The 16,613-nt window shown below is 67.5% G+C and carries 12 protein-coding genes; 6 read left to right on the forward strand and 6 right to left on the reverse strand.

Annotation, left to right across the window (positions count from 1 at the left end; all coding sequences use genetic code 11):
• Positions 1-2,044, reverse strand: a 2,044-nt coding sequence (locus ACP15I_RS16670; RefSeq protein ID WP_424975954.1) for a tandem-95 repeat protein, incomplete at its 3' end; no start/stop codon positions are given.
• A 262-nt stretch (positions 2,045-2,306) separates the two neighbouring features.
• Here ACP15I_RS16670 and ACP15I_RS16675 point away from each other — a divergent pair.
• Positions 2,307-4,517, forward strand: a complete 2,211-nt coding sequence (locus ACP15I_RS16675; RefSeq protein WP_424975955.1) for a CHASE2 domain-containing protein — start codon at positions 2,307-2,309, stop codon at positions 4,515-4,517.
• A gap of 3 nt (positions 4,518-4,520) precedes the next feature.
• On the opposite strand, the gene ACP15I_RS16680 is transcribed toward ACP15I_RS16675, so the two are convergent.
• The 5 genes from ACP15I_RS16680 to ACP15I_RS16700 form a co-directional block, all read right to left on the reverse strand.
• Positions 4,521-5,840 carry an HlyD family type I secretion periplasmic adaptor subunit gene (locus ACP15I_RS16680; RefSeq protein ID WP_424975956.1) on the reverse strand — a complete coding sequence of 440 codons (1,320 nt, stop codon included), beginning with the start codon at positions 5,838-5,840 and terminating at the stop codon, positions 4,521-4,523.
• Positions 5,841-5,843: 3 nt separating this feature from the next.
• On the reverse strand, positions 5,844-7,964 hold the full coding sequence (locus ACP15I_RS16685; protein ID WP_424975957.1) for a type I secretion system permease/ATPase: 2,121 nt from the start codon (positions 7,962-7,964) through the stop codon (positions 5,844-5,846).
• Complete coding sequence (locus ACP15I_RS16690; protein ID WP_424975958.1) at positions 7,961-9,391, reverse strand: TolC family protein; 1,431 nt, start codon at positions 9,389-9,391, stop codon at positions 7,961-7,963. The genes ACP15I_RS16685 and ACP15I_RS16690 overlap by 4 nt, the downstream gene beginning before the upstream one ends.
• Before the next feature lie 205 nt (positions 9,392-9,596).
• Positions 9,597-9,974 carry a DUF3307 domain-containing protein gene (locus ACP15I_RS16695; protein ID WP_424975959.1) on the reverse strand — a complete coding sequence of 126 codons (378 nt, stop codon included), beginning with the start codon at positions 9,972-9,974 and terminating at the stop codon, positions 9,597-9,599.
• A gap of 2 nt (positions 9,975-9,976) precedes the next feature.
• Positions 9,977-12,202 (reverse strand): cyclic nucleotide-binding domain-containing protein, encoded by a 2,226-nt coding sequence (locus ACP15I_RS16700; RefSeq protein WP_424975960.1) that lies wholly within the window; start codon positions 12,200-12,202, stop codon positions 9,977-9,979.
• Between the two features lie 671 nt (positions 12,203-12,873).
• Here ACP15I_RS16700 and ACP15I_RS16705 point away from each other — a divergent pair.
• The 5 genes from ACP15I_RS16705 (at position 12,874) to ACP15I_RS16725 (ending at position 16,604) form a co-directional block, all read left to right on the forward strand.
• Positions 12,874-13,824: an ABC transporter ATP-binding protein gene (locus ACP15I_RS16705; RefSeq protein ID WP_424975961.1), complete on the forward strand. Its 951-nt coding sequence runs from the start codon at positions 12,874-12,876 to the stop codon at positions 13,822-13,824.
• The gene (locus ACP15I_RS16710) at positions 13,821-14,582 is read left to right on the forward strand and encodes an ABC transporter permease (protein WP_424965436.1); all 762 of its coding nucleotides are present in this window, start codon (positions 13,821-13,823) and stop codon (positions 14,580-14,582) included. The genes ACP15I_RS16705 and ACP15I_RS16710 overlap by 4 nt, the downstream gene beginning before the upstream one ends.
• Positions 14,583-14,684: 102 nt before the next feature.
• Positions 14,685-15,482: a S49 family peptidase gene (locus tag ACP15I_RS16715; protein ID WP_424975962.1), complete on the forward strand. Its 798-nt coding sequence runs from the start codon at positions 14,685-14,687 to the stop codon at positions 15,480-15,482.
• A gap of 3 nt (positions 15,483-15,485) precedes the next feature.
• The gene (locus tag ACP15I_RS16720; RefSeq protein WP_424965438.1) at positions 15,486-15,656 is read left to right on the forward strand and encodes a hypothetical protein; all 171 of its coding nucleotides are present in this window, start codon (positions 15,486-15,488) and stop codon (positions 15,654-15,656) included.
• A 6-nt stretch (positions 15,657-15,662) separates the two neighbouring features.
• Entirely contained in the window at positions 15,663-16,604 is a 942-nt protein-coding gene (locus ACP15I_RS16725; protein WP_424975963.1) for a calcium/sodium antiporter, read from the forward strand.
• Positions 16,605-16,613: the final 9 nt, after the last annotated feature.

The following is a 16,613-nucleotide window of genomic DNA, read 5'->3' on the forward strand; positions in this document are numbered from 1 at the left end:
CGGCATCGCCCGCCCCCGAGGTCACCACCGGCGCGTCATTCGTGCCGGTGATGGTGACGCTCAGGGTCTGGGTCGCGGTGCCACCCAGCCCGTCGGAGACGGTGACCTCCGTGGTCTCGGTGACCTCTTGCCCCGCGGCGAGGGACTGGGCGGCATCGGGGTCGAGCGTATAGCTCCAGGCCCCGTCCGGGGTGATCGCGAAGGCGCCAAGCGCGGTGGCGGCACCGCCCGACCAGCTGAGCACGGCGCCGGTATCGGGATCGCTCGCGGCAAGCTGGCCGCCGGTGACATCCGTCGGCCCGTCCTCGGTCAGCGCCCCGGCCGCATCCCCCGCCCCCGAGGTCACCACCGGCGCATCATTCACAGGCGTGACCGTTACAGAGATCGTGGCCAGATCCGTACCGCCCGCACCATCATCGACTTCGACCGTAAAGCTGTCCGTGCCGTTGAAATCCGCATCGGGGGTGTATCGATAGGTCCCGTCCGACAGCAATGTGACATCGCCATTGGTCGCCGGATCGTCGAGCCGGTAGACCAGCCTATCGCCATCCGCATCCGTGCCGAGGATCTGCCCGGTGATCGCGCTGTCCTCGGGGGTGGAGATCGCCACATCGTCCAGCACCGGGGCATCGTTCACCGGGGCCACGTTGATCACAGCCTCGCCGAACCGCACGGCGACGCCGTCGACCTCAACCCGGTAGGTGAAACCGTCCTGGCCGTTGAAATCCTGCTCGCTGCGATAGACGAAGGATCCATCCGCAAGCAGGGTCACGGTCCCGTTCGTTGGCGAGGTCATCAGCACATAGACTGCATCCCCCATGGGCGGGGGCAGGGCACCGTCGATCCCATCGGGATCATCCTCAACCCCGTTGAAGAAGAAGACGGTGTCATCCGGGTCCGTGTCCGTATCCTCCAGGGAGATGAGCAGACCATCGGAGCTTGGGGGCGTTGCGGCCGGTGCGGTGGGCGCGGGGGGCGCCAGACTTGCCAGCACCACAGGCGCGGGGCCGTCATCGCCGCTCAGGGAGTCCGCCGCCGAGGCCAGCGCCACGACCGGGGGCAGGGCGTCGCCCGGGGGCGGCGGAGTTGCGCCGGGCACGATCTCTTCGCCCGCCGCCACGCGGCCAAGCGCGGCGCGCAGGGCATCGGAGGCCTCGGCAATCAGGACGGAATCCGAGGCGACATCATTGGTGCTGCGCGGCACTTCGAGCGCCAGACCCCGATCCGGTGAGAGGACCCATTTGGTGTCCGTTCCGGTGATTTCGGCCAGCGGATTGCCCTCGAGATCGAACACCTCGATCCGCCCGAGCGTGCCATCGAGGTCCCGGGTCAGGGCCAGCTCGACCGTGATCACACCATTATCGGACTGGATATCCGCCAGAACGGTCGTGCCGCGGATGCCCATGGTGGCGGCGGGGGTCTCGACCTCCATCCCGCCTGTGGGCGCGATCTGCCCGGCGATGAAGACGAACCCGCCCTGGATCAGGCTGAAGGTGGCCGAATTGTCGGTTTGCCCCTCGTTGTAGATCAGGGCATCGATCACCATGCGCGCATCGGCGGCGAGGGTGAAGATCGTGCCATCCACGAAGGTGACGGACAGGATCGTGTCTTCGCCGGTCTCGAGCACATCGCCGAGGAAGATCGGCGTCTGCAGGTCCAGTTCGACCCGCGTGCCATTGGTGCGCTGGACCGCGGCCTCGCCGCTCAGGGTCTCGACCAGGCCGATCGGTTGCGGCTGGGGCAGGGGACCTTCCTGCGCCCATTGCCCGGGCGCTTCGGGGCCCGCAAGCCGCTCGACCAAGCCACCGCGCAGCACGGCCCCGTTGGGCGCGACCAGATCCCCGGGCGTCGCCTCGCGGAAATAGTCCGTGACCACCCGGGTCGGCTCGCCTTCGATCTCAATCCGCAGATCCGGTCCGGCCCGGTCAAACTCCGCCTCGAAGAGCCGTGCGCTTGGCACGGGGATCCCGGCCCCCTCGGACGCCGAGAGGGGCTCGATGCGCGCGGCATCCAGGGTCTCAAAGGTCTGCAGCGTCAGGGCCATGGAAAACCTCGGATCTCTCTTGCGGGTGGCAGGGCCACGTTAACCAATCCAGACGGATTGCCCCAGCCGAAACCGGACCGCGCCGTCAAGACGGTGAGGCTAGCCGAGATTGCGCCGATTCTCTGCGATCTGCATCACACTTTTCACCCGCCCTTCCCGGCGGGCGGGGCCGCGTGGGGCCTTGACCCGGCGCGGAGGGGCGGTCTTGATACCAAGACCCCGGGCGCGGCCCCGGTTTTCGAGAAATGTCAGGACCCTAGGCATGGCGGGATGGCTCAGACAGCAGGCGACAGAGGGTCGGGTGCTGGGTGTTGCGCTAATCGTGCTGCTGCTGGGGCTGCGGGTTCTCGACCCGGTCTGGGTGGCCGATCTGCGCCATACGGCCTTTGACACGTTTCAGCGGGTGAACCCGCGCCCGCAGGTCCCCCAGCCCGTGGCGATCATCGATATCGACGACCGCAGCCTGACGGAAATCGGGCAATGGCCCTGGCCCCGCACGGTCTTTGCGGAAATCGTCACGCGGGTGCAGCAGGCGGGCGCGGCGGCGCTGGCCTTTGACGTGATCTTTGCCGAGGCGGACCGGCTCTCGCCGCCCAATCTGGCCGAGGCGCAGAGGGATCTGGATCCAGGCTTTCGGGCCCTGCTTGCGGATCTGCCCGATCACGATGCGCAACTGGCCGATGCCTTGTCCCGCACGCCGGTGGTGCTGGGCCAGACCAGCGTGCGCCATGCCTCGCGCCCGCAATCGGTCGAGGCGGCACCCGCCCGCCCGGTGCCCCATGCCTTCATCGGGCCGGATCCCACACCCTTCCTGCAGCGTTACCCGGATCTGGTGCAGAACCTGCCGGAGCTTGAGGCCGCCGCCGCCGGGCGCGGGATCTTCACCGTGCGGCCCGATCCGGACGGGATCTATCGGCGGCTCCCGCTGGTGATGGAGGTGGACGGTGTCCTGCGCCTCGGTCTCGCGCCCGAGCTTCTGCGTGTCGCGACCGGGGGGCAGCCCTTTGCGGTGCGCAGCAATGCGGCCGGTGTGGACGGGCTGGTGGTGGCGGGGCAGGTCATCCCGACCTACCGCGATGGCACGGTCTGGCCGTGGTTCGGGCCGAGCCTGCCGGGGCGGTTCGTCTCGGCGGTGGATCTGGTGGAGGGACGCGTGCCCGCCGGGCGTCTCGCGGGGCATCTGGTCCTGATCGGGACCTCGGCCATCGGGCTCGAGGATTACCGGCCCACGCCGCTGGGCGTGTCCATGGCCGGGGTCGAGATCCATGCGCAGGTGCTGGAAAACATCCTGTCCGGCACGCTCCTGAGCCGTCCGAACTATACCATCGCGGTGGAGCTGACCGTGGTGCTGGTGCTGGGGCTTCTGGTCGTGCTGCTAGTGCCAAGGCTCGCGGCGCGCTGGGTCGCGGTTGCGGCAGGGGCGATCCTGCTGGGCTGGGTCGGGACGAGCTATGCCGCCTTTCTGCAGGCGCGCCTGCTGCTGGACCCGAGCTTTCCGGCGCTGGCGCTTTTGCTGCTGTTCATCGTCATGGCGGGCGCGAATTACCTGCGCGAGGAGCGGGCCCGGCGGCGCATCCGGGGCGCGTTCGGCCAGTATGTCTCGCCTGATCTGGTACAGCGCCTGACCGAGCGCCCCGAGGATCTGGCCCTTGGCGGCGTGGCGCGGGAGCTGACGCTGCTCTTCACGGATGTCCGGGGCTTCACGGCAATCTCCGAGGGGTACAAGGAGGACCCCGAGGGTCTGACGACCCTGATGAACCAGCTGCTGACCACGCAATCCGAGGCGATCCTGGCCGAGCGGGGCACCATCGACAAGTTCATGGGCGATGCGGTCATGGCCTTCTGGAACGCGCCGCTGGACCATGCGGATCACGCGCAGGCCGCCTGTCGCGCAGCTTTGAAGATGCGAGACGGGATCGCCGCCCTGAACGCCCGCCGCGCAGCCGGGCCGGGCACGCCGCCCGCGCCGCTCAATGTGGGGGTCGGGATAAATACCGGGCTCTGTGTTGTGGGCAATATGGGCAGTGATACGCGGTTCGACTACACCGCCCTTGGGGATCCGGTGAATCTTGCCTCCCGGCTTGAGGGGCAGTCCAAGATCTATGGCGTGGGGATCGTGATCGGGGCCGAGACCGCGCGCGCGGTCGAGGGCGCGTTCGCAACGCTGGAGATCGATCTGATCCGCGTGGTGGGCAAGACCGAGCCGGTCCATATCCACGCCCTCCTGGGCGACGAGGCCGCGCGCAGCGCGCCGGATTTCCTCAGCCTCGCGCAGGAGAACGGGCGCATGCTTGACGCGTTTCGTGCCCGCAACTGGGACGGGGCCGAGGCGGCGCTCATCCGGCTGTCCCCCCTGGCGCCGCGCTTCGGGTTGGAGGGGTATTGCGCGATCTATGCCGCCCGGCTTGCACAGCTGCGCGCCACACCCCCGGCCGAGGATTGGGACGGCATCGTGGATGCCACCACGAAGTGAGCCCTAGCGCTCGCGGAAGGCCTCGGATTGCGCGCGCAGCAGCGGCTTGGCCAGATAGTCGAGCACCGTGCGGCTGCCGGTGCGGATATCCACGCTGGCCTGCATGCCGGGCAGGATCGGCAGGGGCCGATCGGGATCGCCGAGAAAGCTGTCCCCGGTGCGGATCTCTGCGCGAAAGACCGGCACGCCATCGGCGTTCAGGACCGTGTCCGCGCCGATCTGCGTGACCTCGCCTTCCAGCGCGCCATAGATCAGGTAGTCATAGGCCGTCAGCTTGACCGAGGCGGAAACGCCCGGGGTCACGAAGGCCACGTCGCGCGGTCCGATCTCCACCTCGATGAGCAGGCTGTCATCGAGCGGCACGATCTCGACCACGGGCGCGCCGGGCTGGACGACCTCGCCGATCGTGGTGGTGGTGACCCGGTTGACGGTGCCGCGTACCGGGGCGCGCAGCTGGGTCCGGGTCACGCGGTCGGTGGCCGCGCGGAGGCTCTCTTCGACCACGGCCAGATCGCGTTGCACATTCGTGAGACGCTCCTGCGCCGTGAGCACGAAGGCCGAGCGGGCCGCCCCGATCAGGTTCTCGGCTTCGCGCAGGGCTGCCTCCAGAACAGGGGCGCGGGCGGCACCAATGGCCAGATCCCCCTCCAGATCCGCCTTGCGCGATTGCAGGCGCAGCACCTCGATCTCGGGCACGACACCGCGCGCGGCCAGATCCTCGGTCAGGGCGATTTCCGCCGTGAGCGGGGCGAGCACGGCGCGGATCTTGGCCTCCTCGGCGCGCAGGGTCTCCAGCTCGCCGGCCCGCTGCGCGCGCTGATCGGCGAGCACGGCGAGCTCGGTCTCAAGTTGCAGGCGGCGGGTGCGCAGAACCTGTTCCTCGGCGGCCACGGCTTCGGGGGCCCGGGCGCGCAGGGCCTCGGGGAAGACGGCTTCCGCGCCGCTGGCCTCGGCGCGCAGCCGAACCGCCTCGGCCTGTAGCGCGGTTTCCTGTTCCACAAGCTCGCCCTGCCGGGCCGCGAACCCGGTATCGTCGATCTGCACCAGCGGCGCGCCCGCATCGACCACCATACCCTCGCGCACCGAGATCGCGCGCACGATCCCGCCCTCGAGGCTTTGGACCACCTGCACTTGCTGGGCGGGAACCACACGCCCGGGGCCGCGCACGACCTCTTCGATCTCGAACATCTGGGCCCAGCCAAAGAACCCGGCGATCCCCAGCACGATCACCCAGAGCAGCGCGCGCGATCCCCGCGCCGGGCGCACGCCCTGCAGCGCTCCGGGATCATTGCTGAACTCTTCCTCAATGCGCTGTCCGAACATGGCCTATTCCGCCGCTTTCTTGCGGGCGGCGGCCTGCAGCTCGGCGATGACCTGCGCGCGCGGGCCGTCCAGCATCTTGCGCCCCCGGTCGAGCACGACATAGCGCGGCGCGATCCGCGCCAGCGTGTCCTTGTGGGTTGTCAGCAGGATGGTCTTGCCCTCGGCGGCAAGGCCCTGCAGCCCCGAGATCACGATCGCCTCCATCTGCTGGTCCATGGCGTTGGTCGGCTCGTCGAGGCACAGGACCGGCGGATCCCGCAGCAGAAGCCGCGCCAGCGCAAGCGCCTGTTTCTGCCCGCCCGAGAGGCGATTGCCCCGCTCGCCCAGGTCCATCTCCAGGCCCTCCGGGGTCTCGGCGACAAAGCGGGTGAGCCCGACAAGGGTCAGCGCGCGGGAGATCTCGGCCCCCGTGGCCTCGGGACGCCCGATCAGAAGGTTCTCGCGCAGGCTTCCGGTGAAGACCTCGGGGTCCTGGGGCAGGTAGCCGACCCCGGCCCGCAGATCCGCCGGGTCGTATTGCCCGATGCCATGCCCGTCGATCAGGATCTGCCCCTGCGCCGGGGTGATCAGCCCGCAGAGCAGGCTCGCGAGCGTGGTCTTGCCCGAACCGACCCGGCCCAGCACCGCGACGATCTCGCCCGGCGTGACCGTCAGGTCGATCTCGCTCAGCGCGGGCTGCGCCGCGCCGGAATAGCTGTAGCTGACCCCCGCCATCTCGATCCGCCCCTGGACCAGTTGCGGGCCGCCGCGCACCGGGCCGGGACGCTCTTCGGGCAGGGCCATGAAGGCGTTCAGCGCGGCCATGGATTTCGCTGCGTATTGCGCGCGAAAGATCGTCTGGGCGATGGTGCTCAGCGGGGCGAGAACGCGGCCCGCGAGGATATTGGCCGCGATCAGTGCGCCGATGGTGATCGCCCCGTCAAAGATCAGGAAGACCCCCCAGATCACGGTGATCACGCTCACGGCCTGTTGCACCGCGAAGCTGCCGGAGGTGGCCACGTTGGACCAGACGCGGGTCGCGCCGCTGACCCGGGCCGAGGCGGCGACGGCGGCCTCCCATTCGCGCTGCATGACGGGCTCGGCGCCGAGCGATTTGATGGTTTCAGCCCCGGTCAGGGTTTCGACCAGAACCACATGGCGCTTGGTCGCGAGTTTCTGCGCCTCGGCGGCGCGACGCCCCATGGGGATCTGCGCCAACGCCGCGATGAGCAGCACCACCGGCACAGCGCAGAGCGGCACGAGGGCCAGCGGCCCCACCAGCCAGAACAGAACCGCGATGAAGAGCCCGACAAAGGCCAGATCGATCACCGAGATCACGCTGGCGGAGGCAAAGAATTCGCGCACATGCTCGAAATCGCGGATCGTGTTGACCAGCGCCGCGGCCCCGCCCGGGCGCTGGGTCATGCGCAGCGCCATGGCGTGACGAAAGAGCTCGGCCCCGACCTGCAAATCCACGCGCCGACCGATGGTTTCGACCATCCCGGCGCGCAGGGCCCGCAGGATCATATCCAGCAGGAGCGCGATGCTGACGCCGATCGCAAGGGTCCAGAGCGTGACGAAGGCCAGGTTCGGGATCACCCGGTCATAGACATTCATGACGAAGATCGGCAGCGCGAGGCTCAGCAGGTTCAGGCAGAACGCCGCGATGATCACCTGCCCCCATCCGCGCCAGTTCGCGCGCACGGGCCCCCAGAACCAGTGCTTCGGGGCCTGCGCCTCGGCCACGGTGTCGGGGGAGAGGCGGGTATCGGTTTGCGGCGTGGCGGGCGTGACCAACAGGGCGCGCGGCTGGAAATGCCGGCGCAGCTCGGCCTGGGTCACCGGGTCCGCCGCGCGGCCCTTGCGCACCAGGCCCAGCCCGTCCCCGTGGCGCACCAGCACGGCCACATCGCCGGACTTGGCAAAGACGAGACAGGGCAGAACCACCGGATCGAGGCTGCCCGGCGCGTCGTCGAGCAACCGGCTGCGCAGGCCCAGTTGCGACAGCGCGCGTCCCAGCATCTCGGGCTCGGTCAGGGTGGCTCCGGCGGGCAGGGCGGCCGCAAGGGCGGTCTCGGAATAGGGCCGCCCGTGATGGGCGGCAAGCCAGCGCAGGATCCAGCTGTCAGGCACCGGACCGCTCACTCCAGCGCGGGGATCTCGGTGGCAAAGATCGCTCGCGGTTCCACCAGGGCCCGCGCCTGAAAGGTCGGCTCAAGGGCGATCTCGGACTCCGCGATCCCGAAATGTGCCGCCAGCTTGCTCTGGGCGGCGAGCACACGGAACTGGCTGAAGGCGAAACTGGCATCGGTGCTGATCTTGCGGAACTCGACATTATAGAGCGCGCGCTCGGCCTCCAGCACATCCAGCAGGGACCGTGACGAGGCGGTGAACTCCTCGCGGAACTGGCGGACGATCTCGCGGTTGGCGCGCAGCTGGCGGTCGGCGAGGATTGCGCTCTCGGTGTTCGATTGCAGGCTGGACCAAGCGCGGCGCGCGAGCTCCTCGACCTCGCGCATGGTGTCCTGCCGGGTGTAGAAGGCTTGCGAGTTTCGGGCGATCAGGGCCTTGTCCTCGGCCGAGCGGCCCCCGGAATAGAGCGTCCAGTTCATCCGCAGTCCGAGAAAGGCGTCGGTCTCCGATCCGCGCTGGCCATCGCGGTTCTCGCCCTGGGTCACCCCGGCATTGAGTGTCACCTGGGGCAGGCGCGCGCCCTTGGCGATCTCCTGTTCATAGACGCTCTGGTCGATGGCGCTCTGGGCCTGACGAAGGCGAAAGCTGTTGCGCAGCGCGGCCTGGATCAACGCATCCTGGGTCGCGGGCAGGTTGCTCAGGCGGGGGATCTGCATCCCGCTGCCCGGAGTGGCGCCGATCACCCGCTCGTAGCGGGCATTGGCGTCGCGCAGGGACTGGCGCAGTTGCACGATGGCAAGCGAGGCCGCCTGCAGCCGGTCATCCGCGGTCAGCGCGTCACTGGAGGGCAGCCGTCCGCCCTGCACGAGGGCGCGAACCTGATCGGCGATTTCGATATGGCGGTCGAGATTGCGCTGCGCCGCATCCACCAGCATCCGGTGGCGGACCACGTCGAAATAGGCCTCGGTCGCGTTGAGCGCCATGGTTTCGGAGGCATCGAGCAGCTCGAAGATGCTGCCATCGACCCGGGCGGCACTGTCATAGATCCGGTTGGCGCGCTGGAACCCGTCAAACAGGGTGAGCTCGGCCCCGAGCCCGAGCTGCGCCGTGCCCTTCCACTCGCGGTTGTCCTCGTCGGTCAGCGAGCCGGGATTGTCGACCCATTCCGCCCCGGCCTCGCCAAAGGCCGAGACCGTGGGCAGATAGGTCCGCTCCAGCGCGATCAGGTCATAGGCTGCGGCGCGCATCTCGGCGCTGGTGGCCTGCAGGGCGGGATTGGTGGTCAGGGCCGCGCGCACGGCCTCGTCGAGCGAGGCAGCACCCGCACCCTGTGCCGGGCCGAAGCAGGCCAGAGCAAGGCAGACCGCATGCGCCCGACGCTTCAGGCCGCGCAGATCCCTGCGCGTTCGAGCCGCTTGAAGCTGGCCTTTGGCTGTCACCAAGTCCTCCTCCGGGTGCTGCCGGTGGTTAAACACTGCCCGTGATGCGCCTGACGGAGAACGCAAATCCCTGCCCTTGCTCATGGTTAAGCCGAATTAACCCGTGAGGCCGGGGGCAAGTCAACGGCGCAATGGCCCCCGCAGGGCGTGGATCTGTGCGGCGTTGCCGGGCAGTGACGCCTGACGGGGCAGGATCTGCGCCCGGTCACAGAAAGATCATCGCGACCATGGCCAGATAGGTCACCTGATGCAGGGCCTGATCCGTGCCGGTGATATTCCAGAACCGTTTCTCGGTCGGCCCCGCGCCCGAGCGTTTCACGGCCTGCTCCTTGATCCAGTCGATATGGTAATGCACGACGCATTCCACGAGGCAGATCGCGAGCACCAGCCCGAGCGAGATCGGGGCCAGCAGCCCGAGGATCACCGCGCTCGCGCCACCATGCACAGCCGCATGGGCCCAGCCGCCCGGATGCCCGTACTGCCCCTTGTTCTCGACCATCCAACGGGTCTGCCAGAAAAAATCCGCCATCAAATGCTTGAGCTGCAGCAATAGCAGCGTCACAAGCATGGCCTCACCGCTCATGGTCACACACTTTCCCGTAACATCAGTGTTGTCCGGTGGATCTTTTCGGACAGGGTAATCGCAATCATCTTGTGCCAGGCGGCCGCCAGAGCGGGGTCCTCGCTCAGAACCGCATCGAGAGTGCCCGGATCTATACGATACACAACCGCCGGCGTTTCCGCCACCACATCTGCGGTACGTGGCAAACGGGCATAGCTCGCGATCTCGCCGACAATCGCGCCCGCCCGGAGGGAGCGCACGCGCATCCGGCGCCCATCGCTCAGATGGGCAAAGACGGCGAGCCGCCCGGCCTCGATCACGTAGATATCCTCGTCCTCGGCGCCATAGGTGATCAGGGTCCTTCCCTCGGCCACGTCCAGACGCTGCATCCGGGTCAGAAGCCGTGCGGCCAGCGCATCATCCTGCAGGGCGTCGGCAATCGCGCTGCGGGCGGTATCCGCCCAGGGGCCCGCCGCGTGATCGGCCAGAAGCCTGTCTTCGGCTGCCTCCAGCGCCCCATCGACCGAGGGGGCGAAGACCACGGCCGAGCGGTCGGTCAGCATCGCCTCGATCCGCAGCAGGGCCGCCGCCAGTTGCGGTCGCGCCCCGGCGATGACGATCCCGGTGCCATGCTTCTCGCCAAGATATTCGAGCTTGCGCATCGCCGCGAGGGCCGCGCTGTCCAGCGCCGAGACCTTGCGAAAATCGAGGATGATCGTGTCCGGGCGGTTCGGACGCCCAAGCGCGGCGCGGATGTGGTCCAGCACCTGTTCGACTGAGCCGAAGAACAAGAACCCCTGCAATGTCAGGGTCAGCACCTTGTCCGCCTGTGCGTCCAGCTGGTCAGTCTGGGCCGGGCCGCGATCCACGGCGCTGCGCTGTCCGGTGAGGTCGCGTAGCTGCGTGACCACCGGCAGCCGCGCATAGCTGATCGCAAAGATCAGCGACGCGGTCACGATGCCGAGCGCGATGGCCGGCAGGATCCCGAAGAGGACCGTGACCACCACGATGCTCAAGGCGATGGCCCAGTCCGCTCTGGGTTGGTCGCGCCACTGGCTCAGCAGCCAGCGCGACAGGATCGTGCCCCCCATATAGATCAGCAGGGCTGTGGCCACGAAGGTCGGCGTGAAGGCCACGATCTCGCCGGCATAGACCAGCCCGACGCCCAGCCCGACCACCAGCACGATCCGTGTCATCGGCCCACGCGCGCCGAGCAGGCTGGCCGAGACTGTGTTGACCGACGACACATAGCTGATGCTGCCACCAATCAGTCCCAGCGCCACATTGGACAGGCCCGTCGCCGAGAGCGCGCCACGCGTGTCGATCTCGCTCCGCAGGGCCAGCTCGATCCCGGTGAAGTTCAGCATGGCCCCCAGCACGCCGATCATGGCGGCGGCGAGGATGAGGGGCGTCTGGGCCCAGAGCGTCTCCCAGTGGATGGCCGTGAACAGGGCGGGCGACCAGCCGATGGCGTCGCTGCGGCTCACCAGTGGCGGCAGGAAGTCCAGCGCCCGGGCGTCCTCGGGGCTCAGCCCCTGCCAGGCCAGCACCGCATAGAAACCGCCAATGCCGAGCAGGATGCCGAGCATCGGACCCAGATCCACGCGCCACCGGGCCAGCAGGCCCATTGCCCCCGCCAGACCCAGGGTCAGCGCGATGGCGGGGCCATGGGAGGCCCCGGCCTCAAGCAACCCTTGCAGGCTCGGCTCCGCGGCGCCGGACACGCGGTAGAGCCCGGCGAGGACAAGGATCATCCCCGCGCTGGCGAGAAACCCGGCCGAGACCGGGTGCGGCATCAGCCGCACCACCCGGCCCAGATCCAGCGCCGAAAGGGCCAGCATCGCGCTGCCGAGGACAAAGGCCGACGCCCCGAGCAGGGCGAGCATCGTCGCCACGGCCTCCGTCGGGGTCAGCCCGTCGATCCCGCCGGTGGCCAGCACGATCGCCGCAGGCAGCAATGCGGCCACCGGCACGTTCTGCAACGCGCCCACGGCCATCCCAGGCATCCCCCGCACGCAGGCCATGGCAAGGGTCGCGATGATGCAGCTGATGATCAGAAGTGATGTGCTCAGCCCTACGCCGAGGGCCAGCGCCCCGGTGAAGAGCAACCCCGACAGGGCCACGGCCTGACAGAGCAGGTTGAACGCGACGAGCAGTCCCGCGATCACGGCAGGCAGACCATCGCCCTTGGGCGCGGCACGCGGGTCTGTGGCAGTGCCCAGCGTCTGGTCCCCGGGCAGCTCGGTCAAGCGCGCACCATGTCCGCGATCCCGCCGCCCGCGCGCGGGCAGCCTTGCACGCCGCGCGCAATCGGCCCGGCGCGACAGGACCCGGAAGGGCGCGAAGGCGGGAAAGACTGGTGCATGACTGGTCGCGAGACCCCCGGGGCAAGACAGGCATCGGATACAGGGCCCATCGCCCCCTCCGGGGCGCAGCGAGGCTGCGCTCCGCGCCTGAGGCTGGCATGGGCTGTAACCTCCGTCAACAGATCTGACCATGAGGTCCAATTTCGAAGCACCCGATGTGGTGGGCAGGCCCCGCAGCGCGGCGATGACAGCGCCCGCATGGCGTCGCCGGATCCGCGCCGTTCGTGCGTGCAGAGGGTCGCGGGCCTGGATAGGGCCGTTGAGCCTATCCATCACGCCGGTCCGCATCCGGTTGACGAAAGCCGTCCTGATCGCCCTGTGACGGTCCGGCTCCGCCCTGCGAGGCGCGGCAACAAGGGGATTGGCGGTGCACGGGGCGACCCAAAGGCTCCGGCTAGCCCCGGCCAGAGGAACATGCCACCGCGCGGCGGCGTTGCACAGTTTCAGGCCCCGGCGCCGTTTCTGTGCGAATGCGCAGGGCGGCTCGCGCGCTCACGGCGTTTTCAGGGCGCTCGGCGGCGCGTAGGGTGCCGATCCGATCAAGGAGCCCTCCCATGACTGCACCCGTCGCAGATATCGTTACCGTCACCGATCTGGTGAAATCCTATGAGGGCGGCTTCACCGCGCTCAAGGGCGTGTCCCTGTCGATCCGCGAGGGCGAGATCCTGGCCCTGCTGGGACCGAATGGCGCGGGCAAGACCACGCTGATCTCGACCATCTGCGGTCTCAGCACGCCGACATCGGGCACCGTGACCGTGGGCGGGTATGACGTAGTCACCGCCTTTCGAAAAAGCCGAGCGCTCGTGGGTCTCGTGCCCCAGGAACTGACGCTGGAACCCTTCGAGACGGTGCTGGCCACGGTGACCTTCTCGCGCGGGCTCTTCGGGAAGCCGCGCGATCCGGCCTATCTGGAAAAGATCCTCCGCGACCTCAGTCTGTGGGACAAGAAGGACAACAAGATCATCACCCTGTCCGGCGGCATGAAGCGCCGGGTGCTGATCGCAAAGGCCCTGTCCCACGAGCCCCGGGTGCTGTTTCTCGACGAGCCCACGGCGGGCGTGGATGTGGAATTGCGCCGGGACATGTGGCGCGTGGTCGAGGACCTCAAGGCGGCGGGGGTCACGATCATCTTGACGACGCATTATATCGAAGAGGCCGAGGCGATCGCCGATCGGATCGGCGTGATCAACAAGGGAGAGATCCTGCTGGTCGAGGACACTGCCGGCCTGATGGCGCGGATGGGCCGCAAGGAGGCGGTGATCGACATCGCCGAACCCCTGAGCGCGCTGCCGGACAGCCTCGCCGCCCATGACCTGACCCTCGCCGCCGAGGGCTGTCAGATCATTTATGCCTATGACACGCAGGCCGAGCGCACAGGCATCCGCCGGGTGCTGAACGATCTCGACGCGGCGGGCATCACCATGCGGGACCTGTCAACCCGTCAAAGCTCGCTCGAAGAGGTCTTCGTCTCCCTTGTCCACGCGCCCGAGGAGGCCGCGCCATGAATTTTGCCGCCATCCAGACCATCTTCATCTACGAGATGAACCGGTTCTTCCGGACCATCACGCAGAGCCTGATCTCGCCGATCGTGTCGACCTCGCTTTATTTCGTCGTGTTCGGCGCGGCCATCGGTGCGCGCATGGAAGAGATCGAGGGCACCTCCTATGGCGCGTTCATCGTGCCGGGGCTCATCATGCTCTCGGTGCTGACGCAATCGGTGTCCAATGCGAGCTTCGGGATCTACTTCCCGAAATTCATCGGCACGATCTACGAGATCCTGAGTGCGCCGATTTCAACCCTCGAGATCGTGATCGGCTATGTCGGGGCGGCGGCGGTGAAATCCCTGCTGATCGGATTGATCATTCTGGCCACCGCGTTTCTGTTCGTGCCGCTGCAGATTGCGCATCCGGTCTGGATGCTCTGCTTTCTGGTGCTGACCTGCATTTCCTTCAGTCTGCTCGGCTTCATCATTGGCATTCTGGCCAAGAATTTTGAGCAGTTGCAGCTTGTCCCGCTTCTGGTGATCACGCCGCTGGTCTTCCTGGGGGGCAGCTTTTACTCGATTTCGATGCTCCCGCCGATCTGGCAGACCGTGACCCTGTTCAATCCGGTGGTCTACCTGATCTCGGGCTTCCGCTGGGCGTTTTTCGGCACGGCGGACGTGCCCGTGGTCTGGAGCATTCTGGCCATCCTCGCCTTCACGGCGGCCTGTTTCGGCGCGATCTGGTGGATCTTCCGGTCGGGCTATCGCATCCGCGCCTGAGCCGGGCTGAGGCCGCGACGGGCGGCAATGCAGCAACAGTATTCCCGGTCCCGCATGCGCGGTGCCTTGTCGCTGGGGGAGGAGCGGCTTACATCGCCCTCCATGAAAAGATGGCTGCCCTTCGTCAAAAAACACCCCACCGTCTCGGTCGTCCGCCTGCAGGGCGCGATTGCTGCGACCGGTCGCGGGACCCTCAATGACCCCGGTGTCGCGCCCCTGTTGGAGCGCGCCTTCTTCAAGGGCAAGCCCGCGGCGGTGGCGCTGGTGATCAATTCACCCGGCGGCTCGCCCGCGCAATCCTCGCTGATCGGGGCGCGGATCCGGCGGCTCTCGGAAGAAAAAGAGGTGCCGGTCTATGCCTTCGTCGAGGATGTTGCAGCCTCGGGCGGATACTGGATCGCCGCGGCGGCGGATGAGATCTGGGTGGATGCCACCTCCATCGTCGGCTCCATCGGGGTGATCTCGGCCTCTTTCGGCTTTCACGAGTTGATGGAACGTCAGGGGATCGAGCGGCGCGTCTATACGGCGGGCAAGGACAAATCCATGCTCGACCCGTTCCGGCCCGAGCGCGAAGAGGATATCGCGCGGCTCAAGGCGCTGCAGGCCCAGCTTCACGAGACCTTCAAGGGCCATATCACCGCCCGGCGCGGCGCCAAGCTGCCCGAGGACCGGGATCTCTTTACCGGCGAGGTCTGGATCGGTCAGCAGGGCATCGATGTGGGTCTCGCAGACGGGATCGGCCATCTGGTGCCGGTGATGAAGGACAAGCTCGGCGACAAGACCCGTTTCCGCGTCTACGGGGCAAGGCGGCCTCTGGTCAGCCGGTTCGGGCTCTCGCTGGTCGAAGACGCCCTTGCGGGCCTCGAAGAGCGCGGCCTCTGGGCGCGTTACGGTCTCTGAGGAATGATATTCAAGATCGTCACCGGATTTCTCGTCGGCATGGCCATTCTGGCGATGTTCGGGAAATTGCGTCTGCCCTATGTCGGCAAGGTGGCGTTGAAGAAACCGACGAAATGCAGGTCCTGCGGTCGCTATCTGCTGTCCAATGACCCCTGTGGTTGCGGCAAGGGATAAGCGCGTATGGATTTCCTTTTTGCCGCCCTCGGGCTGGTCATCCTGGTTCTGGCCGGGGACAGTCTGGTCAAGGGGGCCGTCAATCTCAGCCTGAGGGTCGGGATCCCGGCGCTGATCGTGTCGCTGACCATCGTGGCCTTCGGCACCTCCGCGCCCGAACTGCTGATATCGATCGCGGCGGTCGAGGATGGTGCGCCGGGGCTTGCGCTGGGCAATGTGGTGGGCTCGAACACGGCGAATGTCCTTCTGGTGCTGGGCATTCCGGCGCTGCTGGCCGGATTGCACACGGCCGATTGCGATACCAAGCGCAGTTACATCCAGATGATCGCGGCGACGTTTCTGTTCATCGCGGTCTGCTTTCTGGGCCCGATCACATGGATCCATGGGCTTGTGCTGCTGGCGGCGCTGGCCTTCATGCTGGGCGATGCCTTTCGCGAGGCTCGGGCCCATCGCAATGCGCAGGAAGATGACGAGGAAGAGGTCGAGGGCGCGGATCCCGACATGCCCTGGCCCCGGATCATCCTGTTCCTGGCGCTGGGCCTTGTGGGCCTGCCGCTGGGCGCGGACCTGCTGGTGGATGCCTCGATCAACATCGCCCGGGCCTTTGGCATCTCCGAGGAGGTGATCGGTCTCACCCTCGTGGCCTTCGGGACCTCGCTGCCGGAGCTGGCGACCACGGTCATGGCGTCGATCCGACGTCAGGCGGATGTGGCGCTGGGTAATGTGATCGGGTCGAACATGTTCAACCTGCTGGCGATCATCGGCATCACGGCGCTTGTGGGCGAGATCCCGGTGACCGCTGAATTCCTGCGGTTTGACCTCTGGGTGATGCTTGGCGCATCGCTCCTGCTGATCCCGTTTGTCTACCTTCGCAAGAACCTCACCCGGGTCGCCGGTGTCGTCTTGACAGGTCTCTATGCAGCCTATGTGGTGATGCTCCTAACGTGAGGGGCGGGA

It is taken from the genome of Dinoroseobacter sp. S124A (assembly GCF_049801015.1).
In the GTDB taxonomy this organism is placed as follows: domain Bacteria; phylum Pseudomonadota; class Alphaproteobacteria; order Rhodobacterales; family Rhodobacteraceae; genus Dinoroseobacter.